This is a genomic window from Actibacterium sp. 188UL27-1, from assembly GCF_016901225.1.
In the GTDB taxonomy this organism is placed as follows: domain Bacteria; phylum Pseudomonadota; class Alphaproteobacteria; order Rhodobacterales; family Rhodobacteraceae; genus 188UL27-1.
Window position 1 is genome coordinate 249,180 of sequence record NZ_JAFEUL010000001.1, and the last position, 24,757, is coordinate 273,936.

Consider the following 24,757-nt stretch of genomic DNA (forward strand, 5'->3'; position numbering starts at 1 on the left):
CGCCCCCATCGCGCCGCGCCTGTTTAAGGCGCGACGCTGGAGAGGGAAAGCCGAATGGGCCGGTCTTACGTCACTTCCTGAAAGTCGGCACCGCGAAACACACGCACTGGAGCACCACGTTGCAATTGCTGATGCCTGTGGTGGATCTCACGCTGGCTGTCCGCGGCATGGGCCGCGGCCTCCACACTCACCAGAACCCGCAGCCGCGCCAAAGCTGCCGCCTTGTTGCGATGTTGCGACCGTTGATCTCGGGCGACCACCGCATGGTTGCGCCAAATGGCCCGCACGGCGCTGTCGGTCGTGTTCTGGTGCTGGCCCCCGGGACCACCGGCCCGGAAGCTTTCGAACCGAACCTCCGTTGCGTCCAGATGAACATTAAGGCCAGCGGGCGCAGGCAAGGCGAAGACGCCGACAAACCAGTTCTGCCGCTTATGGCCAGGGCGCAACGGGCTTTTGTGCCGCCAAAGGATCGCCCCTTCCCAATGTGCCGCAAATCTGGCCGCATCACCGCCCTGCACGGCGATGGTCGCCGATGTCGGGCCGTGTTTTGCCGCGCGCTCCGCGATATCGACGTCCAGCCCATGCTCTGCGGCCGCGTCGTGTATGCGGCGCAAGACGCCAGCGACGGCCAACCGACATTCCGCCGGTCCATTGCCGCTGCTGAGCAACAGATATGCCGCGCCCATCACCGCACCGCTTTCTTGTAGGTCAGAACCGGACGCATGACCGCCGCGATGCGGGCCAAGCCAAACTGATCAAGGTCCTGCACCACCGCTTTTGCTGATTTGTAGGCGGTCCCGGCCTCTTCAACCAACAGGTCCCGGTCCTCGCATATGATCCGTCCGCCAAACGGATTGCGGGACATCCGCGCCATGTCAGACTTCTTGCACCGCACCCGCCCATGCATCGACGACCGGTCATAACGGCGGCCTGCCCCGTGCGCCAAGGAATCCAATGCGTCCGCTCCGGCCCGAGGGGACAGGACATAGCTGTGGCTATCGCGCGATCCGGCCAGCGGCACCAACGGCTCTACCACGGCGGCCGCGCCTTTGCGATGCAGCCATTGATGACCATACCGGCTCAGATGGTTATGGGGCGCATCGGCCAGGCGGCTCGCTTGTGCGCCCAGGGCGATGGCGGCGCGCTCCGCGATCATCTGCCGGTTCAAGGCCGCCCAACGGGTCGCCTGGTCGTGCAAGGCCAGATACTGCACCGCTTCAGGCCCCGCGGGATCGAAGCCTGCATTCCAACGCCCTTCCAGACGGTTAAAAATCGCCGCCCCCATCCCGCGGGATCCGGAATGCACCATCACGCATAGTGTGCCTTCTGCCAGGCTGGTGGTCGCACTGGTCTCAACCACTTGCAGTTCGCAAAAGTGGTTCCCGCCGCCGATCGTGCCCAAGGCCGTAGCCCAGTCCTGCGGCAGCCCAGCCTCTGTCAGAACCTCCGCCATGTGATCAGCGGGGTCTTCCAATACGCGCAATCGCCGCGCAGCCTTGTCCAGTTTCAACCGCCGCAGGGGCAGATCCAACTCGAACAACGCCATGCCACAGCCGATATCCGGCCCGATCAACTGCGGATAGATCCGGTCCGCCAGAAAGGCCGCACCCACCGGGCCATACCGCCCGGGATGCAAATCGGGAAAGGCCGCGATCCGGCGCATGCCCGGCCAACCCGCGACGTGGTTCAGTTGATCCTCCGCCCGGCCTTCAATCCAGGCGCCAGGAGAATAGAATTTCGAGATCGCAGCCATATCGGCCGCGACATCCATGACAGAATTGCCCATGGGATCGTCTTTCGTCCAAAGGTCCGCGAAACGCAGACCATCATACTGGAAAGCCAGCTCCGGCTGGCAGACGGGACAGCATCAGCGCAAATGCGCGGTCAGGCTGTCCGGCCCTGAAAAGGGGAGGTGTCATATGTCATCGGCAACTCTCCTTTTATTAAAGACGATTAACCGCTGTGCTATGGCGTCTGTTCCTGCCGATCAACGGCTTTTAGACAAGCTGCAAATGTGTTGCATATATACAACAAAAAGCTCCGCAGACTATATCAGCAGAGCTTTTGTAACACGTATCGATAGCTGGATTAAAAACCCAGGCCCTCGTACTTTTTCTTGAACTTCGACACGCGACCGCCCGTATCCATCAGTTTGGCGTTGCCGCCGGTCCAGGCCGGATGGACGCTTGGGTCGATGTCCAGCGACAGCTGGTCGCCTTCTGCGCCATAGGTCGATTTCATTTGAACGATCGTACCGTCGGTCATCTTGACGTTGATCATGTGGTATTCGGGGTGCAGATTTTTTTTCATCTCGCTCTCCCTCAGGCTCTCTTGGGCTTGTAGTTGGTCTGTTCGGCGATCCGGGCCGACTTACCGCGACGCTCGCGCAGGTAATACAGTTTGGCGCGGCGGACGCGACCACGGCGCACGACAGTGATGCTGTCAATGTTGGTGGAATGCAGGGGGAACACACGTTCAACCCCTTCCCCAAAGCTGATCTTGCGAACGGTAAAGCTGCCGGCGATCCCATCGCCATTGCGCCGCCCGATGCAGACCCCTTCGTAATTCTGAACACGGGTGCGGGTGCCTTCGGTCACCTTAAAGCCCACGCGCACGGTGTCGCCTGCCTTGAAATCTGGAATGTCGTTGCCAAGCGCAGCGACCTGCTCGGCTTCCAGTTGTGCGATCAGATCCATCTGCCGCGTCTCCTATGTTGCTCGTGGTTGATCCACGAAGATGTGCGCGCCCTCAGAGCTCTTGGTCTCCATCCGGGTCCCTACCGTGCCGTGCACAGTAAGCCCGCCAGAGGTCAGGGCGTCGTTCCTTGGTCAGCCGTTCGGCTTCGCGCTTGCGCCAGCGGGCGATCTCTGCGTGGTGGCCAGACAGGAGAATGTCGGGCACCGCGCGACCCTGCCACTGGGTTGGGCGCGTATAGTGTGGGTGTTCAAGCAAGCCGTCGGAAAAGCTTTCATCCTCGACTGATGCCTGATTCCCAAGAACTCGCGGTATAAGTCGGACCGTTGCATCGATCAAGGCTTGCGCCGCGATCTCGCCCCCGGTCAGGACGAAATCACCCAACGAAACCTCTTGGATTTGATGTTCCTGCAATACCCGCTCGTCCACGCCCTCAAACCGGCCACAAAGCAAGGTTATCCCGTCAGCCTGGGCCCAGTCCTGCGCCATGGCCTGGTCAAAAGGTTGTCCCCGCGGGGACAGATAAATCTTGGGCCATTTCGCGGCATCCTCGGGGGCGCCCCGACCGGCCTGTTGCAAGGCCCGATGCACCACATCGGCACGCAGGACCATGCCTGCCCCACCGCCTGCCGGGGTATCATCGACATTGCGGTGCTTGCCCATGCCGAATGTTCGCAAGTCTATCGTCTCCAACGCCCAAAGCCCCTCCTGCAAGGCCCGCCCCGTCAATGAGGCACCTAGCACACCCGGGAAAGCTTCCGGAAACAGTGTAATCACCTTGGCGCGCCACGCCCCTTTCAAGGCAGGCGTTGGTGTCATCAGGTCACGCGGTGTGGTCGAAGCGCTGATCGATAGCCGCCCGTGGGACTTCGGGGTATCGGTCATGGCCCGGCCTTGGTCCCGACGATCAGCCGCTCCTGGCTGGCATCCCCCAGTAAGGCGATGGCACCGTCCGAAATCTCGGTATCCGTCAGCCACTGCTTGCCGCTGGCCGTCGGGTGATAGCCCAGGATGCAGACCTGCTGCCGGATATCGGACCGCGGGTCTGGATCGCGCTCCCGTTCCATCGCCGGGTCCCACGAAAGGGACCCATGGACCCGCACCAATCGACCATCGGGCCGCAACATGTCGGCAATCGGACGTGCCATGTGAACCATATCGCCATGGATCCAGACCAGCGCCACGTCAAAAGGCCCCTCGGGCAAGCGCGTCACCGCATCGGGCGCTTTCAGGTCCATGGGGCAGGAATTGGCGCCAATTTCGGTGGCCAAAGCTTCGGGGGAGCGGGCCACAAGCGTCAGGTCAGGCACCCGCGCCGCCAACCAACGGGTCGCGTCGGCCAACATTCCGGTCCCCCCCACGACCAGCGCGTTGGTGCGCAGGTCAGTCATCTGGGAACAGCCCCTCAGGCGGGTCGGCGATGACCCGGCCCGTTGTCAGATCGACGGTCGGGACGATTTCGCGGGTGAAGGGCAGCAGGACGGTGGATTTCAGACCGGGGCCAAACACCTCCAACAGATCACCAGCGCCATGGTCATGGACCGCTCGAATCTTGCCCAACGAGATGCCCCCGGTATCCAGCACCTCCAACCCGATCAGATCGGTGTGGTAGAATTCATCGTCAGGCAGATCGGGCAGGACGGAGCGGTCCGCATATAATCGCAGGCCCTTCAGCGCGTCGGCCTCTTCCTTGGTGTTGACCCCCGAGAGCCGGGCCGAAAATCCGTTCTTCACCTTTCGCGTGATCGTCAATGTGTAGCTCTTGGCCCCGTCTTCCGAGGTCAACGCACCGTAATTGGCGACATCTTCCGGGATGGCGCAAAAGCTTTTCAACCGCGCTTCGCCCCGCACCCCGTAAGAGCCCGCGATGGCGGCGACACAGATCAGATCTTTGTCTGTCATGGCGTTCCTTTAACGGGTCTCGATGGGCAGGTCACGGCGGCGTTCCTCCCATCCCAGGGTTTCCAGTTCCGGGGTCTCGCCCTCCGCCTCGGGCCACCCAAGGCAGAGGTAGCCGACAAGGACCCAGTCATCCGGCACATCCAGACGACGGGCCAGTGCCTGCGCATCCAGGATCGACACCCAACCGATCCCCAAACCTTTGGCCCGGGCCCGCAACCACATCAGCGTGATGGCGCATACGACGGAATAACGCCGCATCTCTGGCATGGATTGAGCACCCAAACCACGCCCTTTGTCCGAGCTTTCGTCAGAGAACACGGCCAGATGCACCGGCGCCTCCTCCATGCCCGACAGCTTGAGCGCACTGTAGTCTGCGGCCTCATCTCCGCCATAGCCCGCCAGCGCCGCAGCATTGGCCTGCTTGTAATTGGCCAAGGCCGCGGCGCGGGCCGCAGGGGTTTGAACCCGGACAAGGCGCCACGTTTCCGACAGGCCGACCGATGGCGCCAAACGAAAGGCGTCAAGGCAATGGGTCACCAACGCCTCTTCCACCGGGTCGCTGCGGAAGCGGCGCACATCGCGGCGCAACCGCATCAGCAGTGTCAGTTGGTCCTGGAAGTCGTCCGGAAATGCAGCCATGCCCGGACGCGCCCTTAGCTTTCGGAGGCCGCTTCGGCTTCGGCAGGGGCCTCGGCCGCTTCGGCGGCCTTGGCGGCTTTTTCCTCGGCCCGCTCTTCAGCTTTCTTTCCGGGCTTGGCCTTATTGGGGTTGTTGCGCTCCTTTTTCTCAATCTTGCCAGCAGCTTCGAGGAAACGGCTGACCCGATCCGTCGGCTGCGCGCCTTGGCCCAACCAGTAATCAACCCGCTCCATGTTCATCTTGACGCGGTCTTCGCTGTCCTTGGGCAGGAGGGGATTATAGGTGCCCAGCTTTTCGATGAAGCGCCCATCGCGCGGCATGCGGCTGTCGGAGGCCACGATGCTGTAGAAGGGACGTTTTTTTGAGCCGCCGCGGGCGAGACGAATTTTCATGGCCATGGTGTTTTCTCCTTAATGGCGTTCAGTTTGGCGCAAGCTATCCACTTGTTATCCTTGCGCTTTTTTGTGGTGCTGAATGACTTCAGCGATGATGAAGTTCAGGAACTTCTTGGCAAATTCCGGGTCAAGATTGGCCCGTTTTGCCAGGTCTTCGAGCCGTGCGATCTGGGCCGTCTCGCGGCTGGGATCGGACGGGGGAAGGTCATGTGCGGCCTTGAGATGCCCCACTTCTTGTGTGTGTTTGAAGCGCTCCCCCAAGGTATAGACGAGGATCGCATCGAGCCGGTCGATGCTTTCGCGATGCTCTTTCAGCAGGGCTGCGGCACGGGTGGCGGTGTCGGTCATGTCTTCAGGCTCCAAACATCTGGCATACACATTCCATGCACAAACCATACATATCCCGTACATACGGGGCGGGCGGGCAACGGGCGGGTCATGCAACAGCGCTTTGGCTGGTGTCATAGCGATAGACCAGGGCCCCGGGCCATGGTTTCGCTGCGTCGAGGTCCTGTTGACCGCCCAGACGCCGGGCCAACCGGGTCGCGCGGTCATTGCCGGGCCACATGTAGCTGACCAGCGCCGAAAGACCCTGCGCCCGGCTGGCCCAGTCGCGCATGGCGTTGGCCGCTTCAAACGCGATGCCCTGGCCCTCTGCCTCGGCCGTCAGAACCCAGCCGAGTTCGGGTTCCGGAAAATCGGGGTGCCGGGAGATGCCTACAAGCCCGGCAAACCGATCCCCCTCGTCGATGGCCAAGGGGCCGATGCCGTGAAGAACCCATTCCGCGACGGACAGGCAGTAATCCTTCCATGCGGCGTTTCGATCATAGGGGCCGTTGAGGAACCGGGCCCGGGGCGATGCCAGCACCTGGGCATAGGGTTCGAAATCCCCGGTGGTCGGTGCCCGCAGTACCAGCCGCGCCGTTTCCAAAAGCGGAATGCTGACATTGGCAGAGACTGTCGCGGATGCAAAGGCGGATGAGGAGGTGGCGGCCCGGGTCATGCGGCCTCCGGGTCTGTGGGGCGGTGGCGATAGACCACATCGTGGCTGTCGATGGTGGGCGCTTGCGGGTCAAGCACGGCGCCCATGCGCAAGGCCAGATCGACGGAGCGGATGTTATGCGGATCCAGATAGCTGACCGCGCCGTCCCATCCCAACTGGTCGAAGAAATAATCGCGTGTGGCGGTCACGGCCTCCAGCGCGATGCCGCGTCCTTCGACCCCGGGCCAGATCATCCACGCGATCTCCCGTTCGGGGTAGCCCGCGGGGAACCAGCCACCGGCCATGCCAAGGCTATGATCCGACCCACGCTCCGTGATGGCCCACATGCCGAAACCGCGGATCTGCCAATGGCCCATTTCGGCGGCATAGAGCATCCAGGTCTCGTATTCATTCAGCGGGCCGCCCATGAAACGCGACTGACGCGACCGAAACAGCACCTCGAAATCTGGATAGTCGTCGGGGGAGGGACCACGCAGGATCAGGCGGTCGGTTTCGATCACGGGAATTTCGCTATGGGGCATTGCGCAGCTCCTCAGGTGAGGGGTGGCGCCAGACATCCATGGTACCATAGCGGTGATGATCGAACGTGCCGTCGTGACGCGCGCCTAACCGCTCAGCCAAGGCGATGGAGCGGGTATTGGCCGGATCGATCAGGCTGATCGCCGTGGTCCAGCCGAGTGTGTCATAGGCCCAGCTGCGGGCTGCCAAAGCGGCCTCACGGGCGATGCCGCGCCCTTCGGCGGTCTCCATGATGGTCCAACTGATCTCGGGTTCGGGCCAATCCTCTGGATACCAGGGGCCGACATGTCCGCAATAGAGACCGGTTTCCTTTTCTTCGATCGCGAAGGTGCCATAGCCGCGCAAGGTCCAATGGCCGATTTGGCTGGCAACGGAGCGCCAGACATTGGTGGGGTGCATCGGTCCACCGACAAACGCAGACCGCTCGGTCTGGTAAAAGGCCTGTTCGTGGGGGATGTCGGCGGCCGTGATCGAGCGCAGGATCAGGCGATCTGTCGCCAGGGTTGGTTGTGTCATGCGGCCCCCGTCGGGTGGCGAAAGACGAGGCAGGTGGAGGCATCTTGCGGCGTGGGGACGGGCGCGTCATGGTCCTGCACCGCGCCCAGGCGTTTGGCCAGCGCGATAGAGCGGTCATTGCCCGGTGCGATATAGCTCACGATATCGGTCCAGCCGAGGGTGTTGCGGGCGTGGGCGCGGGTGGCCAAGGCGGCCTCGTGCGCGTAGCCCTTGCCCTCATGTTCGGTGGACCAGATGTGCCAGCCGATTTCGGTTTCGGGCCAGTTGATCGGGTGCCATGGACCGGCAAGGCCGATGGCCGCGCTCTCTCCGCTTGGGACGATGGCGAAGAGGCCGTATCCGCGCAGGTCCCAATGGCCTGCGAACGCCGCGAGCTTGCGCCAGGCATCGGCGGCATTGGCGGGGCCGCCCACATATCGCGACCGGTCAGTCGCGTAAAAGGCGAGGGCGGCATCCACATCCAGGTGGTTGGGGCGGCGCAGGATCAAACGCTGTGTTTCCAGTCGCTCGGTCATGGGGTGGCCTTTTCGCGCAAGGCCGGAAGGTGGGCGAGCAGCATCCCCCCGGCCATGGCGGCGAAGAAGATCACGGCGGAGCGTCCGCCCCAGGCGAGGACGGCCAAGGCCGGGCCGGGGCAGAGGCCCACCAGCGCCCAGCCGAGGCCGAAGAGGGCCGAACCACCGATGAGGCGGCGGTCGAGCCGGGGTTCGGCGGGGGCCGGCATGGGGCTGCCCAAGCGGGATTGCGTGCGCTGGGCGGCGATGCGCCAGGCGGCCAGCATTGGCAGGATCGCCCCGCCAAGGACAAAGGCCAGGGTCGGGTCCCACGCGCCGAAAATGTCCAGCCAGCCCTGGACCTTGGCCGTGTCGGTCATACCGGAGACCAGGAGGCCCAACCCGAAAAGGCTGCCGCAGAGCAAGGCGATGAGGGCACGGATCATAGCCAGCCCAGCCCGTGGCGCAGAACCGCCATCGTCAGGAACCCGGCTGCCAGATAGATCGCGGTGGCCGCGATCCCGCGTTTGGACAAACGGGAGATGCCGCAGACCCCGTGACCCGATGTGCAGCCATTGGCCAGGCGGGTGCCGATGCCCACGGCCAGTCCGCCTGCGATCAACAGGGCGGGATTGGCAGTCATGTTGGTTTCGGGTGCGCCGCCTGCTGCGATGGTCAGGATCAGCGGTGCGAGGATGACACCAGCGACAAAGGCCAGCGGTTCGGCCGTGCGGTTCGTTCCGTCGAGCAGCCGCCCGATGATGCCAGAGGCGCCCATGATGCGGCCCGAGATCAGCAGGTACATGGCGGCGGCGGTGCCGATCATCAGCCCGCCCATGAGGCCAAATATCCAGTCGATGGGCATCAGTCGGGTCTTCGGTGGCGATAGACCACGTCGCCTGGATCAGGACGCGAGGCATCGGGGTCAATGGTGGCGCCTAACCGTTCGGCCAAGGCACGGGAGCGGGTGTTGGGCGGGTCGATATAGCTGACGAAGCTGTCGAGCGTCAGGGTGGCGAAGGCCCAGTCGCGGGCGGCTGTCGCAGCCTCGAACGCGATGCCTTGGCCTTCGGCTTCGGGTTGGACGAACCAGCCAAGTTCGGGTTCGGGGTAGTTGTCGGGTTGGGTCAGGCCGACGGAGCCCAGGAAGGTCTGGTCGCCATGGCGGGTGAGCGACCAGCAGCCAAAGCCCTCGGTCACCCAGGAGGCTGTGTCGATGGCAAAGGCGGCACGTGCGTCGCGCAGGTCGAACGGGCCTCCCATGAAATGCGCGCGATCCGACATCATTGTGGCGGCATAGGCGTCGAAATCCGCGCGGGCAGGCGCGCGGAGGAGCAGGCGGTCGGTGGACAAGACCGGGATGCGGGCGGCGATGTCGTTCATAGAGCCCCCGTCGCGTGGTTGCGGATTGGCGCAGCGTCGAAGGGAGCGGCCATTTTGGCATCTAGGATGGCGCCCGGTTTGCGGGCCATCCCGAGCGCCCGCCCCGTATGGCGTAGCTGCCCTATATACATCCCGAAACCGCTGCCCGGCATCGCGGCAAATCTCTGCCAGGCCGTTGGTCGGGTGAGGTGGGCACCAACCGCGGTGCTTTGCGGATCAGCGTGGAACATAGCATCATCGCCAAAATCGCTGGGCAGGGGCGGGCAAAGGGTCAAACGCTTCCTTTGCAGCGGCGCGTTCTGGGGTTCGGGGGGTGTCATGCGTCTGGTCCAGGATGGCGCCAGATGCCCATCGTGCCGAACATGGCGTGGTCATAGTCCCGTTCGCGGATGCAGCCCAGGCGCCGGGCGACCCCTTCGGATCCCAGATTGCCCTCGGCGATCAGGCTGACAGCCGTAGTCCAACCCAGCGTGCCGTAGACCCATTCACGTGCCGCTTTTGCCGCTTCGCTGGCATAACCGTGGCCCTCAAAGCCATTCATCAGGTCCCAGCCAAGCTCGGGTTCGGGCCAGCCATGGGGGTTCCACGGCCCGACGATACCCGCGAAGGCGCCTGTCTCCCGGATCTCAACGCCAAACCGGCCATAGCCACGCAGGGTCCAATGCCCGATCTCAGTGGCAAGCGTCCGCCAGGCGCGATCGGCGTCCGCGGGTCCGCCCACGAACCGGGCGCGGTCTGAGGCATAGAATTCGGCCAAGACGGGAAAGTCCCCTTCGGCGAGGGCTCTCAGGCGTAGACGGTCGGTTTCCAGAACGGGAATGGAGAAGGGAGAGCTAGTCATAGTTTCGGTCCCGGATGGCGGTGAAGGTCGTGGTGGATGCCATCGATTGTCAGCGTGGTTTCATGCTGCGCTCCCAAACGTGTGGCCAAAGCGATGGAGCGCGCATTCGACGGTGCGATCAGGCTGATGAATGTGGTCCATCCAAGACGTTGATAGCACCAGTCCCGCGCAGCAGTCGCAGCCTCATAGGCGATGCCGCGGCCCTCTGCGGCATCGGTCCAGAGCGTCCAACTCAGCTCTGTTTCCGGCGTTCCGTCAGGCTGATAGGGTCCAACATGTCCGATGGCCGCGTCGGTGCTGCGCTCCACGATAGTGAACCGGCCGAAACCGCGAATGGCCCAGTGCCCCCAGAACCCGGAAAAGCCATGCCAAGTCGCGCGTGGCGTCTTGGGCCCACCAACCGGCGCCGCGCGCGCTGACGTGTAATAGGCCCGGTAGGCGGTCCAATCGTCGGGCGACGGCATCCGAAGTGTCAGCCTGTCTGTTTGTAGGGTTGGGGCGATCATTGGCTTGGCCCTGGATGGCGGTACAGGTCGAAAGTGCCGCTGTCATTGGTCACCGGTCCTTCGCGATGGGCGCCCAGCCGGGTGGCCAAGGCGGCAGAGCGGGTATTGGCCGGGTCGATGACACTGGTCAGGGTCGTCCAACCGAGTGTGTCAAAGCACCAGTTGCGGGCCGTCAGCGCGGCTTCATGGGCAATACCGCGCCCCTCTGCTGCATCGGTCCAGAGGGTCCAGGTCAGTTCCGGCTCCGCATGGCCTTCGGGCATGTAGGGGCCGACATGGCCAATCGGCGCCCCCGTCGCGTGCTCAACTATGGTGAAACGACCAAAACCGTGGATCGCCCAATGGCCCCAGAAGCCTGCAAAACGGTGCCAGGCCTCGCGTGCTGATATCGGGCCGCCCACGCCGACAGACCTGTTGGACGTGTAGTAGTCGCGGTAAGCAGGCCAGTCACGCGGGTCCGTCATGCGCAGGGTCAGGCGGTTTGTTCCAAGCGTGGGCGCGATCACGGAGCGGACTCCATCGGATGGACCCAAACGGTGACGTCGCTGCGATGATCCGCGGCGCTCGCGGGTGCGGCGCCGAGTTTGCGGGCCAGCTTTTCGGACGGGGTGTTGCCGTCGATAATGTAGCTGACTAAGCGCCGCGGTGTCAGAACAGTTTTAGCGTAGCTCAGCCCGGCCCGCGCGGCTTCCAGGGCAAAGCCGTGACCTTCGTGGCCGTCGAACAAGGCCCAACCCAGTTCCATATCGGCCTTGCTTGGCGGGTTATGGACGCCGGAATAGCCAACCGGCTGGCCGTCATGCTCAATCATCCACCAGCCAAAGCCCTTGAGGTGCCAGTGACCCAGGATCGCGGCAAAGCTGCGGAAGGCCTGTTTCTCATCCAGAATGCCACCGGCCCCAACCGCGCGCGCGCCGGTAATGAAAGCACGATAAACCGGCCAGTCCGCCATGGTAGGCGCGCGCAGGATCAAGCGCTCGGTCCGGAGCGTCGGGACGATCATCGGGTGGTCTCCATGGGGTGGGTCCAGATGGTGACATCCTCAAATTCAGTCGATGGGCCTTCGGGCGCGGCGCCCAACTTCGTAGCCAGCGCTTCCGACGGGGTGTTGCCGTTGAAGATGTAGCTGACCAGACGCTGGGGGCGGATAACGGCCCTGGCATAGCGCAGCCCCGCCCGTGCGGCCTCATGGGCGAAACCCTGGCCTTCTTGGCCGTCAAACAGGGCCCAGCCGATCTCCATCTCCTGTTTGTAGGGTGGGTTGTGGATACCGGAATAGCCGACGGCCTGGCCCTGGTGTTCGATCATCCACCAGCCAAAGCCCTTAAGCTGCCAATGGCCCAACATGCCCGCGAAGGTCAGCCACGCTTGTTTCGTGTCGAGCGGTCCGCCGATGCCGCCTGCGCGGGGGCCATCCACGAATGATGCATAGGCGGGCCAATCCGCCATGGTCGGCGCCCGTAGGGTCAGGCGTTCTGTGTGGAGAACAGGGATCATCGGGCAACCCCGTGGCGATAGACCAGCGTGTCGGGCTCCCCCGGCGCGGTGCCTTCGCAGGCCGCGCCAAGCCGTTCGGCCACCTGGCGCGACGCGCTGTTTGTGGCGTCGATGTAACTGACGAAACGGCCCTGGCCCAGGACACCAAACCCATGGTCGCGCAAAGCTACGGCAGCCTCCGTTGCGTAGCCTTGGCCTCGTGCGGTCTCGGCCAGCATCCAGCCAAGCTCGGGCTCCAAATCCTCCCACTCCATAGCGAGCAGGACAAAGCCGAGGGTTTCGCCGGTCTCGCGATGCTCCAGCGCCATCAGACCCGAGCCGCGCAAGAGCCAGCCTGCAGTATACACGCAGAATTCCTCCCAGGCCGCCTCGGACCCGCCGTCAAAGTCGCCGTTCAGAAACAGCGCCTCCCAAACCGTGAAATCCTCCAAGACAGGCGCACGCAGGATCAGCCGCCGGGTTTTAAGCCGGGGGAGCGCCGCGCGATGGGCCCGAGCCGCCACCGCAGCGGGGCCGGTTGGAGGGATCAGGCAGGGTTGCATTACTTCTTCTTGCCGAACCCGCTAAGGCCCGGGGGCAACTGCATGCCGCCCCCAAGGCCGGGCAACATGCCCTTGGGGGGCGAAATGCCCTTTGGCAGGGCGCCTTGGGCTGCGGCAAGCTCTGCCGGGTCGGGCCCGCCTTTGCCCATCAGACCTGACATCATGCCCTTGAGCATGCCGCGCTTGCCCATCTTCTTCATCATGTCCGACATCTGGCGGTGCTGTTTCAGCAGCTTGTTGAGCTCGCTCACCTCCATCCCCGCGCCCCGGGCGATGCGTTTCTTGCGGCTTGCCTGGAGGATCTGGGGCGCGGCGCGCTCCTTTTTGGTCATCGAGTTGATCAGCGCGATCTGGCGTTTGATGATGCTGTCATCAAAACCCGCTTCATCCATCTGCTTTTGCATCTTGCCCATGCCAGGCATCATGCCCATCAGCCCTTCCATGCCGCCCATCTTCATCATCTGTTCCAGCTGGCTGCGCAGATCGTTCATGTTGAACTGACCCTTCTGGAAGCGCTTCATCATGCGCTCGGCCTGTTCGGCCTCGATGGTTTCCTGCGCCTTTTCCACCAGGGAGACGATGTCGCCCATGCCCAGGATGCGGCCCGCGATCCGGTCCGGGTGGAATTCTTCGATCGCGTCCATCTTTTCGCCCAGGCCCACGAATTTGATGGGCTGGCCGGTGACCGCGCGCATGGAGAGCGCCGCCCCGCCGCGCCCATCCCCATCCATCCGGGTCAGGACCACACCGGAAATGCCGATGCGCTGGTCGAAGTTTTCTGCCGTGTTCACCGCGTCTTGACCCGTCAGGCCGTCGACGACCAGGAGCGTCTCGCGCGGGTTTGCAACGTCGCGCACCGCCTCGACCTGTTGCATCAACTCTTCATCGATGGACAGGCGGCCCGCCGTGTCGAGCATGTAAACGTCATAACCGCCCATTGTGGCCTGCTGTTTGGCGCGTTTGGCGATGGCGACGGGATCCTGACCCTTGACGATGGGCAACGTGTCGACGCCGATCTGGGTGCCGAGGATGGCCAGTTGTTCCATCGCCGCGGGGCGGTTGACGTCAAGGGACGCCATTAGGATGCGCTTGCCATTTCGCTCCGTCAGGCGCTTGGCGAGTTTGGCGGTGGTCGTAGTCTTACCGGAGCCCTGAAGACCCACCATCAGGATCGGCGCTGGCGGGTTATCGACCTTGAGCGCGCCCGGATCCTGATCGTCACCGGCCAGAACATGAACCAGTTCGTCGTGGACGATCTTCACCACCTGCTGGCCCGGTGTGACGGATTTGGTGACCGCCTGTCCGGTGGCCTTTTCCTGGACCGCCTTGACGAAATCGCGCGCGACGGGGAGGGAGACATCGGCCTCCAACAGCGCCACGCGGACCTCGCGCAGGGCGGTTTTGACGTCATCCTGGCTGAGCGCGCCCTGCTTGGTCAGCCGGTCGAAGACACCGGACAGGCGTTCGGACAGATTTTCAAACATGGCCGGGCTCCTTTGCGCCGTTGTTTCGGTTGGCCTGACATATAAGCGGTCAGGATCGGAAAAGCACGAGCGCCCCCGTGGGCGCGACGCGCTGACGGAGGGCGATCCTGCATATGATCAGGACCGGATTGCTGTCGCGATCCGGAATATGTCACGGGGTAGGAGCTGTTTCGGGCCGAGTCAAGTATGGTTGGCTTTGGGAGTGCCTCCGGCGGGGATATTTATGGACACATGATTGGGGGCCGTGAGCGCGTCGATCAGTATCTGGCGCGCATTGGCCCAGGCGCCGGCGCTGCTTTGGGCATAGGCGTCCAGGCCGGGGGCGGAGTTAATCTCCAGAAGCGTTGGCTGGGTCAGGCGCTCTGCCATCAGGTCTACACCTGCTAGACGCAATCTGAGGGTATCGGCGGCCCGGATTGCCACTTCGGCGGCAGTTTGCGGCAGTTGGTCTGTCAGGTCGGTCAAGGTGCCGCCGGTTGAGAGGTTCGCGTTGGGCAGTAGAGCGACCGTCTGGTCAGAATGTGGGATGTCGTCCAATGTGAGTTTCGCGGCAGTCAGACTGCGGACCAAGCGTGGATCGGTTGAGGCGATGCGACGACCACGCCCGGTTTGGGACAACGCGTCCAGCTTCGTTGCGATCAGATCTGCGACCGAAGAGGTCCCATCGCCTGTGATCGTCAGGGACGCGCGGCGATAGGCGGCCCGAACCCGGCCATCCAGGACGAGCAGTCGGTAGTCGGCGCCGGGTATGGCGGCCTCAATACGGGCATGGGTCGTATGGCTCAGAAGGTCTGCCACGTCTGCTTGTAGATCCTTGGGGTTGTTGGCGCAGGTGACATCGGCGCCTTCCGCCCCCTTGTTCGGTTTGACGAAAACGGGATAGCCGTGGGTTTCGGCAAAGGTCTGGGCGGTTTTGTCTGGGGGCAGAGCGCGGGCGGCTGCAGGTGATTTCAGGGCAAGCCCACGGCGGAACCGATCGCTGACGATGAGGCATCCCGGGGCGGTCGGCAAACCCGCGGCGGCAAGTCGGTTGGCTGTGTAAGTCTTGTCCGCTGCCAAAGCGGATGCGGCATCCGCATTCACGGACAGGGCGTTGCCGACGAACACTCTTCTTGTGTTGCTGTGGTGGATTTCGCCGATATGCCGGTAGGTGGGTTCGATGAGAACACTGGCATTCAGGCTCACGGTTGCCTCGGCCAAAAGATGCAGAAACGGGCGGTCGGTTTCAGTCGGAATGAGGGGTTGCAGCACGGCGGTCTCGGATGTCGAAATTTGCTGGGGCAGGATTGCGCCAAAGGCGAGCGGGGCACAATGGGCGACATTCGCGGCCCTGGTTTTCAAACCTATCAGGTTTGGGCGCGGGGTATCCCAAGCACAGCCAGGCCAGTGCGGGTTGATCACCGGACATCGCTGGGCAGCTCCGTCCAAATTTCGGGGTGCCGACGGTTGTAACCGCCGCGCGGCACGCGCGGCGGCCGGGCCCAACACCTGATGAGGCCGACAGGCCGAGGGAAGGGGGCGGGAGCGCCACCGGTCGGGATCAGCGCGAGGCAGATCGATCCTTAAGCCGCATTGTCAGCCGGCGTGCTGGTGGTTAGCGCCAGGAACACGTCTTCCAGATCGGGTTCTTCGCTCGTTACATCGCTGATGCGGATCCCGGCGGCACGGACAGCATCCAGGATCGCATCGGCAGAGATCTCACTGCGCCGATAAGCAAAGGCCAGCACGCCACCTGGCCTGCGGGTCAGGTCAACCCCTGCGGGCAGGCCGATGGCAGGCGCGTCGCCGTCTGGAGTGATGACGAGCGTCTTTGCGTCAAGACGCCCGACCAGTGTGCTGGTCCTGTCCCGGGCGATGACCTCCCCGTGGTTCACAATGGCGATCTCGTCACACATCTCCTCGGCTTCTTCCAGGTAATGGGTCGTCAGAATGATCGTCGTGCCATGCTCTTCATTCATGCGGCGCACATTGGCCCACAGCATTTGGCGCAGTTCGATATCCACCCCGGCGGTTGGTTCATCCAGCACCAGCACGCGGGGCGAATGGACCAGCGCCTTGCCCAACAGCAGTCGCCGTCGCATCCCGCCCGACAGGGAGCGGGCATAGGCATCCGCCTTGTCCGACAGGCCGATCATCTCAAGGATCTCGTCGGTGCGGCGGTTTGCCCGCGGGATACCGTAAAGACCGGCCTGAACCTCAAGGGCAGCCCGGGGGGTGAAGAATGCGTCGAGGTTCAGTTCCTGTGGCATCACCCCAATGGCCGCCCGGCTTTGACGCGGGTTCACGTCTTGATCAAACCCCCAGATCTGCACCGTTCCGGCAGTTTTGCGCACCAGACCGGCCAAAATGTTTATCAGGGTAGATTTGCCGGCACCGTTGGGGCCCAACAGGCCAAAAATGCTGCCAGCCGGGATGGCAAGGTCAATACCTTTCAACGCCTCCTTGGTTGGGGCGTTTCCTTGCGCGGCGTAGGTTTTGCGCAGGCCGTCGATTTGGATAGCGGTATCGCCCATGGGGATGTCCTTTGGCCTTGTCCGCCCACACCGGATCGGTATTCTGACCCCAAATAGGCCGCCCGCCCGGGCGCGGCAACCAAGAAGGCCGGACCATGACTGCGGACATACCTGAAACCAAGATTGTCGACCGCTACCGGATCTCCTGCGATGGTGGTGAAGGGGCGTTGGGCCATCCGCGCGTCTGGTTGCAGATCCCCGAAGACCGCGGCTGGGTAAGATGTGGGTACTGCGATGCCCGCTATATCCACAGGGACTATGTGGAAGAGCAGGCGGAAAGCTGATTAGCTCCCCGTCCGCAACATGATCGTCATCCTTGATCCGGTGCCACCAGAGCCGCGCCAGAAGCCTTCCAACCCTTGATGCTTTGCGGGTAGAGCTTGACGTTGTCGATGCCGGAAACCTCCGATGCATAAAACCAGCTCAGCGCGCCCAATTCCCCGGTATTGCAAAAGCTCACCACGGGCTGGGACTGCCAATTCACTGGCTGACCCTTCATCATCGAAAGGATGGCCCAGGCTTCGGGCGTGTTGCCCGAGGCGCCGTGGGTCTGGTCGATCGGTCCATTCAAGGCGCCAGGCAGGGTGGTCGCCTGGCCCGCAGTGGCGCTAAACATCTTGGAAGGTCGAGCATCCAGCAACTGGCCGGGCTGGCTGCCGGTGACGAGCCCTTGGACATCGGACTGGGACGCGTACCACTGATCCGACATTGTCAGGTCGGCTGTGTAGCGTTGCGAGGGCCGCAAATTGATCTGTGTGCCGTCCAATGCGCTGAACCCGCCGGGCAACAGCGCCAATCGCGTGGCTCCCACTGATTTCAGAACCCAGTAAACGTAAGCCGCACGCCCGGTATCGAAGGCCGCAGCCGAGCCATGGAGGATCACAATCGGTTCATTCAGGCGCAGTCCGGCCGCGCCAATCGTCTGGCTGAGTTCGGCATCCGTTGGGGGTTGACCGGGATTGTCCCGTGGGCCCCGCCAGGCGCCATAGGGAATGTTGATGGTGCCGGGGAGCGCCCCTTTGGCGCGCGCCTTGTCAGACCGGATATCCAGGATCTGAACAGCACCATAGGCGGCCAGATCGCCCAATTTTTCAGGGTTAACCAAAACGCTCCAACGCTCATGTTCACGGTTGGACATGTTCGCAAAGGCAACGGTTTCCACTTTTTCCACGGGCATATCGAGGCATGGCAGATCAATCATCGTGCCAACCCGGACCAGATCCGGGTTTTCACCCAGTGTCGTAAAGTTCGCCTGAAAAATCGTTTGGTAATGGGATCGGTCACCGTAAGCCGCAGTCGCCACCGATCCGAGTGTATCGCCCGGCTCAATCCGATACGTCTGCCCGCAAATTTGCGCTGCTGAGATGGTGCCAAACGATATCAGAATAAACCCCAAAATAAATGCGCGCATCACCAACCCCAAACTTTCGTCTTCAGAATACCATAAAGATGACACAAAGTATTATGGTGATTCTGCAAATTCTTTTGCGTGAAAAAACCGTTTTTACCACTCAATACCCCATGCCGTACGGCAGATCTGTCAGGAGCGAGGACCGTGGCCGTCGATTGCGTGCCAACCGGTGTGGTCAATTCCGTGCCAGTTGGCCTATCTTGCCCGTGACAACAACGGGGTGGGTCATATGGGCGAAACGGGTTTCGGAAACGGGCATCATCTGCATCTGATCGATGGCTCGGCCTTTATCTTTCGGGCCTATCACGCCTTGCCGCCGTTGACCCGGAAATCCGATGGGCTGCCGGTGGGGGCGGTTAGCGGATTTTGCAACATGCTGCAGAAATATGTCGAAGGGAATACCGGCCCCGATGCGCCGACCCATGTGGCGGTGATCTTTGACAAGGGCAGCCATACGTTTCGCAATGACATCTATGACCAGTACAAAGCCAATCGTGAGGCCATGCCCGAGGAGCTGCGCCCCCAGATCCCGCTGACCCGCGATGCCACCCGCGCCTTCAACATCGCCTGTCAGGAGATCGAGGGATACGAGGCTGACGATATCATCGCCACCCTGGCCGTACAGGCGCGCGAGGCGGGCGGGCGGGTCACCATCATCAGTTCGGACAAGGATCTGATGCAGCTGGTCGGCGGCGGGGTCGAAATGCTGGACGCCATGAAGAACAAGCGCATCGGTGTGGAGGAGGTCGAGCAAAAATTCGGGGTTGGCCCCGACCGCGTCGTTGATGTGCAGGCCCTCGCGGGCGACTCGGTCGATAACGTGCCCGGCGCGCCGGGGATCGGGATCAAGACCGCAGCCCTGTTGATCAACGAATTTGGCGATCTGGAAAGCCTGCTGGGGCGGACGGGCGAGATCAAACAACCCAAGCGCCGTCAATCGCTGGAAGACAATGCCGATTTGATCCGCGTCTCGAAACGGCTGGTGCAATTGGATTGCGAGACGCCGCTGGACTTTACCCTTGATGATTTGGAGGTGCGCGACCCGGAGCCCGGGCCTTTGATGGACTTCCTGAACCTCATGGAATTCCGCACCCTGACCCGCCGCATCGGGGAGATCATGGGGGTGGAGATCCCTGCCATGCCCCAGGTCACTCCGGCTGCCGCCCCCGAATCCCCTGAACAGCCCCCCTTTGACCGTGACGCCTATGAAACCGTCAGCACGGCGGAGGCGCTGCAGGTCTGGCTCGACCGGATCTATGAACGCGGCTGGGTCGCGGTGGACACCGAAACCACCGGCTTGAACGAGATGACGGCGGATCTGGTTGGCATCTGTCTTGCCGTTGAGCCTGGGCAGGCCTGCTACATCCCGCTGACCCACCGAGCGCAAGGCGGGGATGATCTGTTCGCTGATGCGTCGCTGGCGGAAGGGCAGTTGCCCCTTGAAACCGTTTTGGAAACACTGACGCCGATGCTGCGGGACCCGTCGATCCTGAAGATCGGGCAGAATATGAAATACGATGCCAAGATCTTTGCCCGGTTGAACATCGACGTGGCCCCCATCGATGACACGATGCTGATGTCCTATGCCATGCATGGCGGCTTGCATAACCACGGCATGGACACGCTGTCGGACCGCTATCTGAACCACCAGCCGATCCCGATCAAAGAGTTGATTGGCTCGGGCAAGTCGCAGATCACCTTCGACCATGTGCCCATTGCCGAGGCCACGAAATATGCAGCTGAGGATGCGGATATCACCCTGCGCCTGTGGCAGATGTTCAAACCGCAACTGCATCAGGTGAAGGTCACCACGGTCTATGAGACCCTCGAACGGCCGCTTGTGCCGGTGCTGGCGCGGATGGAACGCGCAGGCATCAAGGTCGACCGCGATGTGCTGAGCCGCATGTCCAACGCCTTTAGCCAGAAAATGGCCGGTCTGGAGGCGGAGATCCACGAACTGGCCGGTGAGGAATTCAAAGTCAGCTCGCCCAAACAGCTGGGCGAGATCCTGTTCGACAAACTCAGCCTGCCCGGCGGCAAGAAGGGAAAGACCGGGGCCTATGCCACGGGTGCCGATATTCTGGAGGATCTGGCGACCGAGCATGACCTGCCCGGTCGGGTGCTGGACTGGCGGCAGCTGAGCAAGCTGAAATCAACCTATACCGACGCGCTACAGGACCACATCAATGCCGAAACCGGGCGGGTCCATACGTCCTACTCCATCGCCGGAGCGAACACTGGGCGTCTGGCCTCGACCGACCCCAACTTACAAAACATCCCCGTGCGCACGGAAGAGGGCCGACGGATCCGGGAGGCATTTATTGCGGAGCCGGGCAAGGTTCTGGTCTCCCTCGACTATAGCCAGATCGAGCTTCGGATCCTGGCCCATATCGCGGGCATCGACGCGCTGAAAAAGGCATTCAGCGAGGGGTTGGACATCCACGCCATGACCGCGTCCGAGATGTTTGACGTGCCGCTGGACGAGATGACGCCAGAAATCAGGCGCCAGGCGAAGGCGATCAATTTCGGCGTGATCTACGGTATCTCTGGCTTTGGTCTGGCGCGCAACCTGCGGATCCCGCGGGGCGAGGCGCAGGCCTTTATCGACCGGTATTTCGAACGGTTCCCCGGCATCAAGGATTACATGGACGCCACCGTGAAATTCGCCAAGGAGAACGGTCGCGTCGAAACCCTGTTCGGGCGCAAGATCAACACGCCTGAGATCAATGCCAAGGGCCCCGCCGCCGGTTTCGCCAAGCGCGCCGCAATCAACGCGCCGATCCAGGGCACAGCCGCTGATATCATCCGCCGCGCCATGGTCCGGATGGAAGATGCCATCGCCGATCTGCCCGCCACGATGCTGCTACAGGTCCATGACGAACTGATCTTTGAGGTTGAGGAAGACGGGGTTGATGCCACTGTCAAGGCTGTGCGCGATGTTATGGAAGCCGCCGCTGACCCTGCCGTTCATCTGGATGTGCCCCTCGTCGTCGATGCCGGGCGGGGCGCCAATTGGGCAGAGGCGCATTGATGACGGATGTTAAGGTGACCCGCGCTGGCTTTGGCGAGGTGGAGGTCACGCTTAACACCTATGACTTTGACGATGGGCTGCTGCTATCTGGGGCGAAGGCTGCTTTGGCTTCGTTCCTCGCCCGTGGCGAAGCCGCCAAGTTAGAGGCCACGCGTCACGTTTTTGCGTATGCGCGGGATTTTGGCGACAGCGTCGGATGGTAGGATCTGGGAACGAAGCAACCCGTCGATCCAGATCAGATCTGGTCCCACGTCCAACCGGGTGGGATTTCTTTGGTCGACCGCGGCCAAAACGCCCCGTGGCATGTCAGCCTGGACTGCAACTGCGATTGGGAACAGGAGCATGGCCTGCAACTGGTATGGCTGAAGGGCATGACCCTGGTATAGGTCGGCGCATATGATGGCCATGTCACGAATGAACATGCCTATGACAACCCTGGCTATCGCGATATCGTCTACAAAGCCTTCGATCCAAAGTGGACCACGCGCCGGGATGGCTGACCCTATCCAAACTTGGTAGGAGTTGCGCGTTTTTGGCTTGGCGTTGGCTCTGCCTCGGGTGGAGGGGGCGACAAGTTGGGGAAATCCGGTGCTCAAGGCCATGGCAAGCTTTGGACATGGTGGAGCCCCTATGTGGATGCAGCGATCTTTAAGGGTTTGGTCGAAGAGGGCGAGATGCTGATGGCCGCTGACCCGGAAACATTTGTTCTGCAAGATCATTACGCCTCGCATAGCCTGATCTTTGTTGCAGGCGGCTGGATTGACCAGGACTGGGCGCGCTAGGCTGATCGCGACATGCGGGACATGACGCCGAAACGCGTCTTGAAAACCTGGGAGGCTGAGCAGAATGGCGTGGCCGACCGAGGATGCGCGAAGGTGGACGTCAAATCCCGTGCCGATCTGCGGACCTGGCTGCTCGCAAACCACGAGGCGGCGGCGTTCATCTGGCTTGTGACTTACAACAGCACACCGCGTACTAACTTGACTATCCCTCAATCATTCAGGAACTGACCTGCTTGGGCTGGATCGACGGTGTCACCCGCAAGGCCGATGATGACCGGACAAGCGTGTTGATCGCCCCGCGCAACCCGAAATCGGCCTGGTCAGCGATCAACAAAGCGCATGTGGATGCGGCCCGGTCCTCAGGGGCGATGACCCCGGCGGGCGAAGCCGCCATTGCCGCGACGCAAGCCAACGGCATATGGAGCTTTCTAAACGATGTCGAATGCCCTGATCATTTGATTGCGGCCCTCAAGGCGGCCCGGAGCCTGGATGGGTGGAACGCCTATCCACCAAACGTCAAACGCGGTGCGCTTGAATGGATCAAGACCGCGAAAACTGCGCCGACCCGAACCAAACGCATCACCGATCTTGCGGAAAACGTGGCCCAGGGCACCCGGCCCAGCCCATTTCGGTGGTAATCCGCATTACTCTGGCCCGGCCGTCATCCGCAGGGACAGGCGGCGGGCGAAAGGTGCGATGACATAGGCGGTCGGGCAGGCGACCGCCCAGGAAAACAACCAATTCTGCGTCCAAAGTGTGATCAGGGCCGGGTCCATCCCCACTGATCGGAGCGTGGCGATGCCGGCGACGATGAACGACATCAACCCTGACAGGATGGCCGCAAACAGGATAGGTTGAAAGCGTTGAGGGATCATATCAGTCCTCTGGCAAATCGGCCGACGGGATGATGGGAAAGAACACGCCGCCTGAGTGAACGCCGAACCAGCGGTCGCCCCCATGGTCCGAATGGCTGCCCTGATCGACCAGCCGGTAAAAACTTTTGCGGTCGATAAGGGCCTCAAGATTGTTGCGGATCAGCACGTAGGGGGAGGGCTCGCCGGTCTTTGGATCCCGCTCCACCCGGATCGGATGGTCTGGCCCCGCCGTCACGACATCGCCCACTTGTGTCGTGAATTGCAGATCCTCGCCGATCGGCTCGATATCGACGGCGACGAATGGCGCATCCTCGACTACGATGCCCACCTTTTCGACTGGCGTCACAAGGAAATACCGGTCGTCCTCCTTGCGCAGGATCGACGAGAACAACTTGACCAGAGGTGCCCGTCCAATCGGCGTTCCCTCATAAAACCAGGTGCCGTCACGGGCGATCCGCATGTCGATATCGCCGCAAAAGGGTGGGTTCCACAGATGAACCGGCGCACCGCCCTCTTTGGTGGCAGCCCGGGCAGAGGCGGCCAATCCTTCGGCATTTGGTGTCACGATCTTTTGTGCGGGCATCTTTGCCATTTGGTTCTCCAGCCATATCTGCCTTTATAGCGCTTACAGGTAATATCAAAGGACGCCGCGTCATGACCACTCCGCAAGATCTTGTCGCTGATATCGAGACGCTGGGCGAGAAGCTGGGCAAAGCTAAGGCCAGCATCACCAAACGCTTTATCGGACAAGAGCGTGTTGTGGACCTGACCTTGTCGGCATTGATCTGCGGTGGCCATGGTTTGTTGATCGGTCTGCCGGGGCTGGGCAAGACCCGTCTGGTCGATACGCTTAGCACCGTGATGGGGCTCAACGGCAACCGGATCCAGTTTACGCCCGACCTGATGCCCGCGGATATTCTGGGCTCGGAAGTGCTGGAAACCGGCAAGGATGGCGCGCGGGCCTTCAAATTCATCGAAGGTCCGATTTTTTGCCAGCTTCTGATGGCGGATGAGATCAACCGCGCCAGTCCACGGACGCAATCGGCCCTTTTGCAAGCCATGCAGGAGAAAGAAGTGACGATCGCCGGTGAGCATCGCCCCCTCGGCGCGCCATTCCATGTGCTGGCCACACAGAATCCAATTGAGCAGGAGGGGACATATCCGCTGCCAGAGGCGCAGTTGGACCGCTTCCTGGTCCAGATCGACGTGCCCTATCCAGACCGCGCGACAGAGCGGGACATCCTGCTGGCCACGACCGGCACGGAGGAAGAGGAGGCCACCGCGGAATTCACCGCCGAAGAACTGCTCCATGCGCAAACGACCTTGCGGCGGATGCCCGTGGGGGAGGCCGTCATGGACCTGATCCTGGATCTCGTCCGCTCCTGCCGCCCGGCCGAGGCTGATGCACCAGAGGCCATTCGCACCAATGTCAGTTGGGGCCCCGGCCCCCGCGCGGCCCAGGCCCTGATGATGACCGTGCGGTCCCAGGCCTTGCTGGACGGGCGGCTTGCGCCCTCGGTCGAGGATGTGATGACCATGGCCGGCCCAGTCTTGCAGCACCGGATGGCCCTGACCTTTGCCGCCCGCGCCCGGGGAGAAGATCTGGCCCAGATCATCCGCCAGGTCGCCGAAGGCGTCACCCGGGTCGAGGCTGCCGCGTGAGCGACGCATCCCAATCCGGGCTGACCCAGACGGGACCACGCCTGCGGTCCCGGTCGGAGGCATTGGCG

Annotated in this window: 36 protein-coding genes; 6 read left to right on the forward strand and 30 right to left on the reverse strand. The window is 62.4% G+C overall.

Features of this window, described 5'->3' with window-relative positions:
* Positions 1-65 precede the first annotated feature (65 nt).
* The 27 genes from prfH to IU397_RS01465 form a co-directional block, all read right to left on the reverse strand.
* Positions 66-686: a peptide chain release factor H gene (gene prfH / locus IU397_RS01335; RefSeq protein ID WP_204409828.1), complete on the reverse strand. Its 621-nt coding sequence runs from the start codon at positions 684-686 to the stop codon at positions 66-68.
* Complete coding sequence (locus tag IU397_RS01340; protein WP_204409830.1) at positions 686-1,786, reverse strand: RNA ligase RtcB family protein; 1,101 nt, start codon at positions 1,784-1,786, stop codon at positions 686-688. Before IU397_RS01340 ends, prfH begins: the two co-directional genes overlap by 1 nt.
* 302 nt (positions 1,787-2,088) lie before the next feature.
* Positions 2,089-2,310, reverse strand: coding sequence for a 50S ribosomal protein L31 (gene rpmE / locus IU397_RS01345; protein ID WP_204409832.1), 222 nt, complete (start codon positions 2,308-2,310; stop codon positions 2,089-2,091).
* An 11-nt stretch (positions 2,311-2,321) separates the two neighbouring features.
* The gene (rplS, locus tag IU397_RS01350) at positions 2,322-2,696 is read right to left on the reverse strand and encodes a 50S ribosomal protein L19 (protein ID WP_204409837.1); all 375 of its coding nucleotides are present in this window, start codon (positions 2,694-2,696) and stop codon (positions 2,322-2,324) included.
* A 52-nt stretch (positions 2,697-2,748) separates the two neighbouring features.
* Entirely contained in the window at positions 2,749-3,579 is an 831-nt protein-coding gene (trmD, locus tag IU397_RS01355) for a tRNA (guanosine(37)-N1)-methyltransferase TrmD (RefSeq protein ID WP_204409839.1), read from the reverse strand.
* A complete protein-coding gene (locus tag IU397_RS01360; protein WP_204409841.1) occupies positions 3,576-4,085 on the reverse strand; it encodes a hypothetical protein in 510 nt (169 codons plus the stop codon). The genes trmD and IU397_RS01360 overlap by 4 nt, the downstream gene beginning before the upstream one ends.
* Positions 4,078-4,596 carry a ribosome maturation factor RimM gene (gene rimM, locus IU397_RS01365; protein ID WP_204409843.1) on the reverse strand — a complete coding sequence of 173 codons (519 nt, stop codon included), beginning with the start codon at positions 4,594-4,596 and terminating at the stop codon, positions 4,078-4,080. Before rimM ends, IU397_RS01360 begins: the two co-directional genes overlap by 8 nt.
* A gap of 9 nt (positions 4,597-4,605) precedes the next feature.
* Positions 4,606-5,235, reverse strand: a complete 630-nt coding sequence (gene bluB, locus IU397_RS01370; RefSeq protein ID WP_204409845.1) for a 5,6-dimethylbenzimidazole synthase — start codon at positions 5,233-5,235, stop codon at positions 4,606-4,608.
* A 14-nt stretch (positions 5,236-5,249) separates the two neighbouring features.
* On the reverse strand, positions 5,250-5,633 hold the full coding sequence (gene rpsP / locus IU397_RS01375; protein ID WP_204409847.1) for a 30S ribosomal protein S16: 384 nt from the start codon (positions 5,631-5,633) through the stop codon (positions 5,250-5,252).
* A 48-nt stretch (positions 5,634-5,681) separates the two neighbouring features.
* Positions 5,682-5,978 carry a chorismate mutase gene (locus tag IU397_RS01380; RefSeq protein WP_204409850.1) on the reverse strand — a complete coding sequence of 99 codons (297 nt, stop codon included), beginning with the start codon at positions 5,976-5,978 and terminating at the stop codon, positions 5,682-5,684.
* An 88-nt stretch (positions 5,979-6,066) separates the two neighbouring features.
* Complete coding sequence (locus IU397_RS01385) at positions 6,067-6,633, reverse strand: GNAT family N-acetyltransferase (protein WP_204409852.1); 567 nt, start codon at positions 6,631-6,633, stop codon at positions 6,067-6,069.
* Positions 6,630-7,154: a GNAT family N-acetyltransferase gene (locus tag IU397_RS01390; protein ID WP_204409853.1), complete on the reverse strand. Its 525-nt coding sequence runs from the start codon at positions 7,152-7,154 to the stop codon at positions 6,630-6,632. Before IU397_RS01390 ends, IU397_RS01385 begins: the two co-directional genes overlap by 4 nt.
* Entirely contained in the window at positions 7,144-7,668 is a 525-nt protein-coding gene (locus IU397_RS01395; protein ID WP_204409854.1) for a GNAT family N-acetyltransferase, read from the reverse strand. Before IU397_RS01395 ends, IU397_RS01390 begins: the two co-directional genes overlap by 11 nt.
* Positions 7,665-8,183 carry a GNAT family N-acetyltransferase gene (locus IU397_RS01400; protein ID WP_204409855.1) on the reverse strand — a complete coding sequence of 173 codons (519 nt, stop codon included), beginning with the start codon at positions 8,181-8,183 and terminating at the stop codon, positions 7,665-7,667. The genes IU397_RS01395 and IU397_RS01400 overlap by 4 nt, the downstream gene beginning before the upstream one ends.
* Entirely contained in the window at positions 8,180-8,608 is a 429-nt protein-coding gene (locus IU397_RS01405; RefSeq protein WP_204409856.1) for a DUF6691 family protein, read from the reverse strand. The genes IU397_RS01400 and IU397_RS01405 overlap by 4 nt, the downstream gene beginning before the upstream one ends.
* A complete protein-coding gene (locus tag IU397_RS01410; protein ID WP_204409857.1) occupies positions 8,605-9,027 on the reverse strand; it encodes a YeeE/YedE family protein in 423 nt (140 codons plus the stop codon). Before IU397_RS01410 ends, IU397_RS01405 begins: the two co-directional genes overlap by 4 nt.
* Positions 9,027-9,545: a GNAT family N-acetyltransferase gene (locus tag IU397_RS01415; RefSeq protein WP_204409859.1), complete on the reverse strand. Its 519-nt coding sequence runs from the start codon at positions 9,543-9,545 to the stop codon at positions 9,027-9,029. The genes IU397_RS01410 and IU397_RS01415 overlap by 1 nt, the downstream gene beginning before the upstream one ends.
* The gene (locus IU397_RS01420) at positions 9,542-9,865 is read right to left on the reverse strand and encodes a hypothetical protein (RefSeq protein WP_204409861.1); all 324 of its coding nucleotides are present in this window, start codon (positions 9,863-9,865) and stop codon (positions 9,542-9,544) included. Before IU397_RS01420 ends, IU397_RS01415 begins: the two co-directional genes overlap by 4 nt.
* Positions 9,862-10,386: a GNAT family N-acetyltransferase gene (locus IU397_RS01425; RefSeq protein ID WP_204409863.1), complete on the reverse strand. Its 525-nt coding sequence runs from the start codon at positions 10,384-10,386 to the stop codon at positions 9,862-9,864. The genes IU397_RS01420 and IU397_RS01425 overlap by 4 nt, the downstream gene beginning before the upstream one ends.
* Positions 10,383-10,892, reverse strand: a complete 510-nt coding sequence (locus IU397_RS01430; protein WP_239479523.1) for a GNAT family N-acetyltransferase — start codon at positions 10,890-10,892, stop codon at positions 10,383-10,385. The genes IU397_RS01425 and IU397_RS01430 overlap by 4 nt, the downstream gene beginning before the upstream one ends.
* Positions 10,889-11,398 carry a GNAT family N-acetyltransferase gene (locus IU397_RS01435; protein ID WP_370541590.1) on the reverse strand — a complete coding sequence of 170 codons (510 nt, stop codon included), beginning with the start codon at positions 11,396-11,398 and terminating at the stop codon, positions 10,889-10,891. Before IU397_RS01435 ends, IU397_RS01430 begins: the two co-directional genes overlap by 4 nt.
* The gene (locus IU397_RS01440) at positions 11,395-11,895 is read right to left on the reverse strand and encodes a GNAT family N-acetyltransferase (RefSeq protein ID WP_204409865.1); all 501 of its coding nucleotides are present in this window, start codon (positions 11,893-11,895) and stop codon (positions 11,395-11,397) included. Before IU397_RS01440 ends, IU397_RS01435 begins: the two co-directional genes overlap by 4 nt.
* A complete protein-coding gene (locus IU397_RS01445) occupies positions 11,892-12,389 on the reverse strand; it encodes a GNAT family N-acetyltransferase (protein WP_204409867.1) in 498 nt (165 codons plus the stop codon). Before IU397_RS01445 ends, IU397_RS01440 begins: the two co-directional genes overlap by 4 nt.
* On the reverse strand, positions 12,386-12,931 hold the full coding sequence (locus tag IU397_RS01450) for a GNAT family N-acetyltransferase (RefSeq protein ID WP_204409870.1): 546 nt from the start codon (positions 12,929-12,931) through the stop codon (positions 12,386-12,388). Before IU397_RS01450 ends, IU397_RS01445 begins: the two co-directional genes overlap by 4 nt.
* Complete coding sequence (ffh, locus tag IU397_RS01455; protein WP_204409872.1) at positions 12,931-14,415, reverse strand: signal recognition particle protein; 1,485 nt, start codon at positions 14,413-14,415, stop codon at positions 12,931-12,933. Before ffh ends, IU397_RS01450 begins: the two co-directional genes overlap by 1 nt.
* Positions 14,416-14,595: 180 nt before the next feature.
* Positions 14,596-15,756 carry a hypothetical protein gene (locus IU397_RS01460; RefSeq protein ID WP_204409874.1) on the reverse strand — a complete coding sequence of 387 codons (1,161 nt, stop codon included), beginning with the start codon at positions 15,754-15,756 and terminating at the stop codon, positions 14,596-14,598.
* A gap of 221 nt (positions 15,757-15,977) precedes the next feature.
* Positions 15,978-16,928, reverse strand: a complete 951-nt coding sequence (locus tag IU397_RS01465; protein ID WP_204409876.1) for an ABC transporter ATP-binding protein — start codon at positions 16,926-16,928, stop codon at positions 15,978-15,980.
* A 95-nt stretch (positions 16,929-17,023) separates the two neighbouring features.
* On the opposite strand from IU397_RS01465, the gene IU397_RS01470 reads away from it, so the two are divergent.
* Complete coding sequence (locus IU397_RS01470; protein WP_204409878.1) at positions 17,024-17,212, forward strand: zinc-finger domain-containing protein; 189 nt, start codon at positions 17,024-17,026, stop codon at positions 17,210-17,212.
* Between the two features lie 26 nt (positions 17,213-17,238).
* Here the strand turns inward: IU397_RS01470 and IU397_RS01475 are convergent, their stop codons facing one another.
* Positions 17,239-18,339, reverse strand: a complete 1,101-nt coding sequence (locus IU397_RS01475; protein ID WP_204409880.1) for a rhodanese-like domain-containing protein — start codon at positions 18,337-18,339, stop codon at positions 17,239-17,241.
* Between the two features lie 229 nt (positions 18,340-18,568).
* Between IU397_RS01475 and polA the strand changes: the two genes are divergently transcribed.
* The 4 genes from polA to IU397_RS01495 all read left to right on the forward strand — a co-directional run bounded on the left by polA (position 18,569) and on the right by IU397_RS01495 (position 22,790).
* A complete protein-coding gene (gene polA, locus IU397_RS01480; RefSeq protein ID WP_204409882.1) occupies positions 18,569-21,370 on the forward strand; it encodes a DNA polymerase I in 2,802 nt (933 codons plus the stop codon).
* A complete protein-coding gene (locus IU397_RS01485) occupies positions 21,370-21,573 on the forward strand; it encodes a hypothetical protein (RefSeq protein ID WP_204409884.1) in 204 nt (67 codons plus the stop codon). Before polA ends, IU397_RS01485 begins: the two co-directional genes overlap by 1 nt.
* 372 nt (positions 21,574-21,945) lie before the next feature.
* The gene (locus tag IU397_RS01490) at positions 21,946-22,152 is read left to right on the forward strand and encodes a hypothetical protein (RefSeq protein WP_204409885.1); all 207 of its coding nucleotides are present in this window, start codon (positions 21,946-21,948) and stop codon (positions 22,150-22,152) included.
* A 233-nt stretch (positions 22,153-22,385) separates the two neighbouring features.
* Positions 22,386-22,790 carry a YdeI family protein gene (locus IU397_RS01495; RefSeq protein WP_204409887.1) on the forward strand — a complete coding sequence of 135 codons (405 nt, stop codon included), beginning with the start codon at positions 22,386-22,388 and terminating at the stop codon, positions 22,788-22,790.
* A 6-nt stretch (positions 22,791-22,796) separates the two neighbouring features.
* Here IU397_RS01495 and IU397_RS01500 read toward each other — a convergent pair whose 3' ends face one another.
* Together IU397_RS01500 and IU397_RS01505 are read right to left on the reverse strand one after the other, a co-directional pair.
* Complete coding sequence (locus IU397_RS01500) at positions 22,797-23,027, reverse strand: DUF2798 domain-containing protein (protein ID WP_204409889.1); 231 nt, start codon at positions 23,025-23,027, stop codon at positions 22,797-22,799.
* A gap of 1 nt (position 23,028) precedes the next feature.
* A complete protein-coding gene (locus IU397_RS01505) occupies positions 23,029-23,610 on the reverse strand; it encodes a DUF1285 domain-containing protein (RefSeq protein ID WP_204410567.1) in 582 nt (193 codons plus the stop codon).
* Between the two features lie 71 nt (positions 23,611-23,681).
* On the opposite strand from IU397_RS01505, the gene IU397_RS01510 reads away from it, so the two are divergent.
* Positions 23,682-24,689: a MoxR family ATPase gene (locus tag IU397_RS01510; protein WP_204409891.1), complete on the forward strand. Its 1,008-nt coding sequence runs from the start codon at positions 23,682-23,684 to the stop codon at positions 24,687-24,689.
* The last annotated feature ends 68 nt before the right edge of the window (positions 24,690-24,757 follow it).

Bases quoted from the DNA above. Each gene is read 5' to 3' on its own strand.
- IU397_RS01430 (WP_239479523.1), bottom strand. From the start codon at position 10,892: ATGATCGCCCCAACCCTACAAACAGACAGGCTGACACTTCGGATGCCG.
- IU397_RS01485 (WP_204409884.1), top strand. From the start codon at position 21,370: ATGACGGATGTTAAGGTGACCCGCGCTGGCTTTGGCGAGGTGGAGGTC.
- bluB (WP_204409845.1), bottom strand. From the start codon at position 5,235: ATGGCTGCATTTCCGGACGACTTCCAGGACCAACTGACACTGCTGATG.
- IU397_RS01410 (WP_204409857.1), bottom strand. From the start codon at position 9,027: ATGCCCATCGACTGGATATTTGGCCTCATGGGCGGGCTGATGATCGGC.
- IU397_RS01360 (WP_204409841.1), bottom strand. From the start codon at position 4,085: ATGACTGACCTGCGCACCAACGCGCTGGTCGTGGGGGGGACCGGAATG.
- ffh (WP_204409872.1), bottom strand. From the start codon at position 14,415: ATGTTTGAAAATCTGTCCGAACGCCTGTCCGGTGTCTTCGACCGGCTG.
- IU397_RS01505 (WP_204410567.1), bottom strand. From the start codon at position 23,610: ATGCCCGCACAAAAGATCGTGACACCAAATGCCGAAGGATTGGCCGCC.
- IU397_RS01440 (WP_204409865.1), bottom strand. From the start codon at position 11,895: ATGATCGTCCCGACGCTCCGGACCGAGCGCTTGATCCTGCGCGCGCCT.
- IU397_RS01380 (WP_204409850.1), bottom strand. From the start codon at position 5,978: ATGACCGACACCGCCACCCGTGCCGCAGCCCTGCTGAAAGAGCATCGC.
- IU397_RS01385 (WP_204409852.1), bottom strand. From the start codon at position 6,633: ATGACCCGGGCCGCCACCTCCTCATCCGCCTTTGCATCCGCGACAGTC.
- polA (WP_204409882.1), top strand. From the start codon at position 18,569: ATGGGCGAAACGGGTTTCGGAAACGGGCATCATCTGCATCTGATCGAT.
- IU397_RS01500 (WP_204409889.1), bottom strand. From the start codon at position 23,027: ATGATCCCTCAACGCTTTCAACCTATCCTGTTTGCGGCCATCCTGTCA.
- IU397_RS01465 (WP_204409876.1), bottom strand. From the start codon at position 16,928: ATGGGCGATACCGCTATCCAAATCGACGGCCTGCGCAAAACCTACGCC.
- IU397_RS01400 (WP_204409855.1), bottom strand. From the start codon at position 8,183: ATGACCGAGCGACTGGAAACACAGCGTTTGATCCTGCGCCGCCCCAAC.
- rplS (WP_204409837.1), bottom strand. From the start codon at position 2,696: ATGGATCTGATCGCACAACTGGAAGCCGAGCAGGTCGCTGCGCTTGGC.
- IU397_RS01475 (WP_204409880.1), bottom strand. From the start codon at position 18,339: ATGCGCGCATTTATTTTGGGGTTTATTCTGATATCGTTTGGCACCATC.
- IU397_RS01340 (WP_204409830.1), bottom strand. From the start codon at position 1,786: ATGGGCAATTCTGTCATGGATGTCGCGGCCGATATGGCTGCGATCTCG.
- IU397_RS01415 (WP_204409859.1), bottom strand. From the start codon at position 9,545: ATGAACGACATCGCCGCCCGCATCCCGGTCTTGTCCACCGACCGCCTG.
- IU397_RS01470 (WP_204409878.1), top strand. From the start codon at position 17,024: ATGACTGCGGACATACCTGAAACCAAGATTGTCGACCGCTACCGGATC.
- IU397_RS01425 (WP_204409863.1), bottom strand. From the start codon at position 10,386: ATGACTAGCTCTCCCTTCTCCATTCCCGTTCTGGAAACCGACCGTCTA.
- IU397_RS01405 (WP_204409856.1), bottom strand. From the start codon at position 8,608: ATGATCCGTGCCCTCATCGCCTTGCTCTGCGGCAGCCTTTTCGGGTTG.
- IU397_RS01445 (WP_204409867.1), bottom strand. From the start codon at position 12,389: ATGATCCCTGTTCTCCACACAGAACGCCTGACCCTACGGGCGCCGACC.
- IU397_RS01390 (WP_204409853.1), bottom strand. From the start codon at position 7,154: ATGCCCCATAGCGAAATTCCCGTGATCGAAACCGACCGCCTGATCCTG.
- prfH (WP_204409828.1), bottom strand. From the start codon at position 686: ATGGGCGCGGCATATCTGTTGCTCAGCAGCGGCAATGGACCGGCGGAA.
- IU397_RS01510 (WP_204409891.1), top strand. From the start codon at position 23,682: ATGACCACTCCGCAAGATCTTGTCGCTGATATCGAGACGCTGGGCGAG.
- IU397_RS01420 (WP_204409861.1), bottom strand. From the start codon at position 9,865: ATGACACCCCCCGAACCCCAGAACGCGCCGCTGCAAAGGAAGCGTTTG.
- IU397_RS01450 (WP_204409870.1), bottom strand. From the start codon at position 12,931: ATGCAACCCTGCCTGATCCCTCCAACCGGCCCCGCTGCGGTGGCGGCT.
- rimM (WP_204409843.1), bottom strand. From the start codon at position 4,596: ATGACAGACAAAGATCTGATCTGTGTCGCCGCCATCGCGGGCTCTTAC.
- IU397_RS01395 (WP_204409854.1), bottom strand. From the start codon at position 7,668: ATGACACAACCAACCCTGGCGACAGATCGCCTGATCCTGCGCTCGATC.
- trmD (WP_204409839.1), bottom strand. From the start codon at position 3,579: ATGACCGATACCCCGAAGTCCCACGGGCGGCTATCGATCAGCGCTTCG.
- rpmE (WP_204409832.1), bottom strand. From the start codon at position 2,310: ATGAAAAAAAATCTGCACCCCGAATACCACATGATCAACGTCAAGATG.
- rpsP (WP_204409847.1), bottom strand. From the start codon at position 5,633: ATGGCCATGAAAATTCGTCTCGCCCGCGGCGGCTCAAAAAAACGTCCC.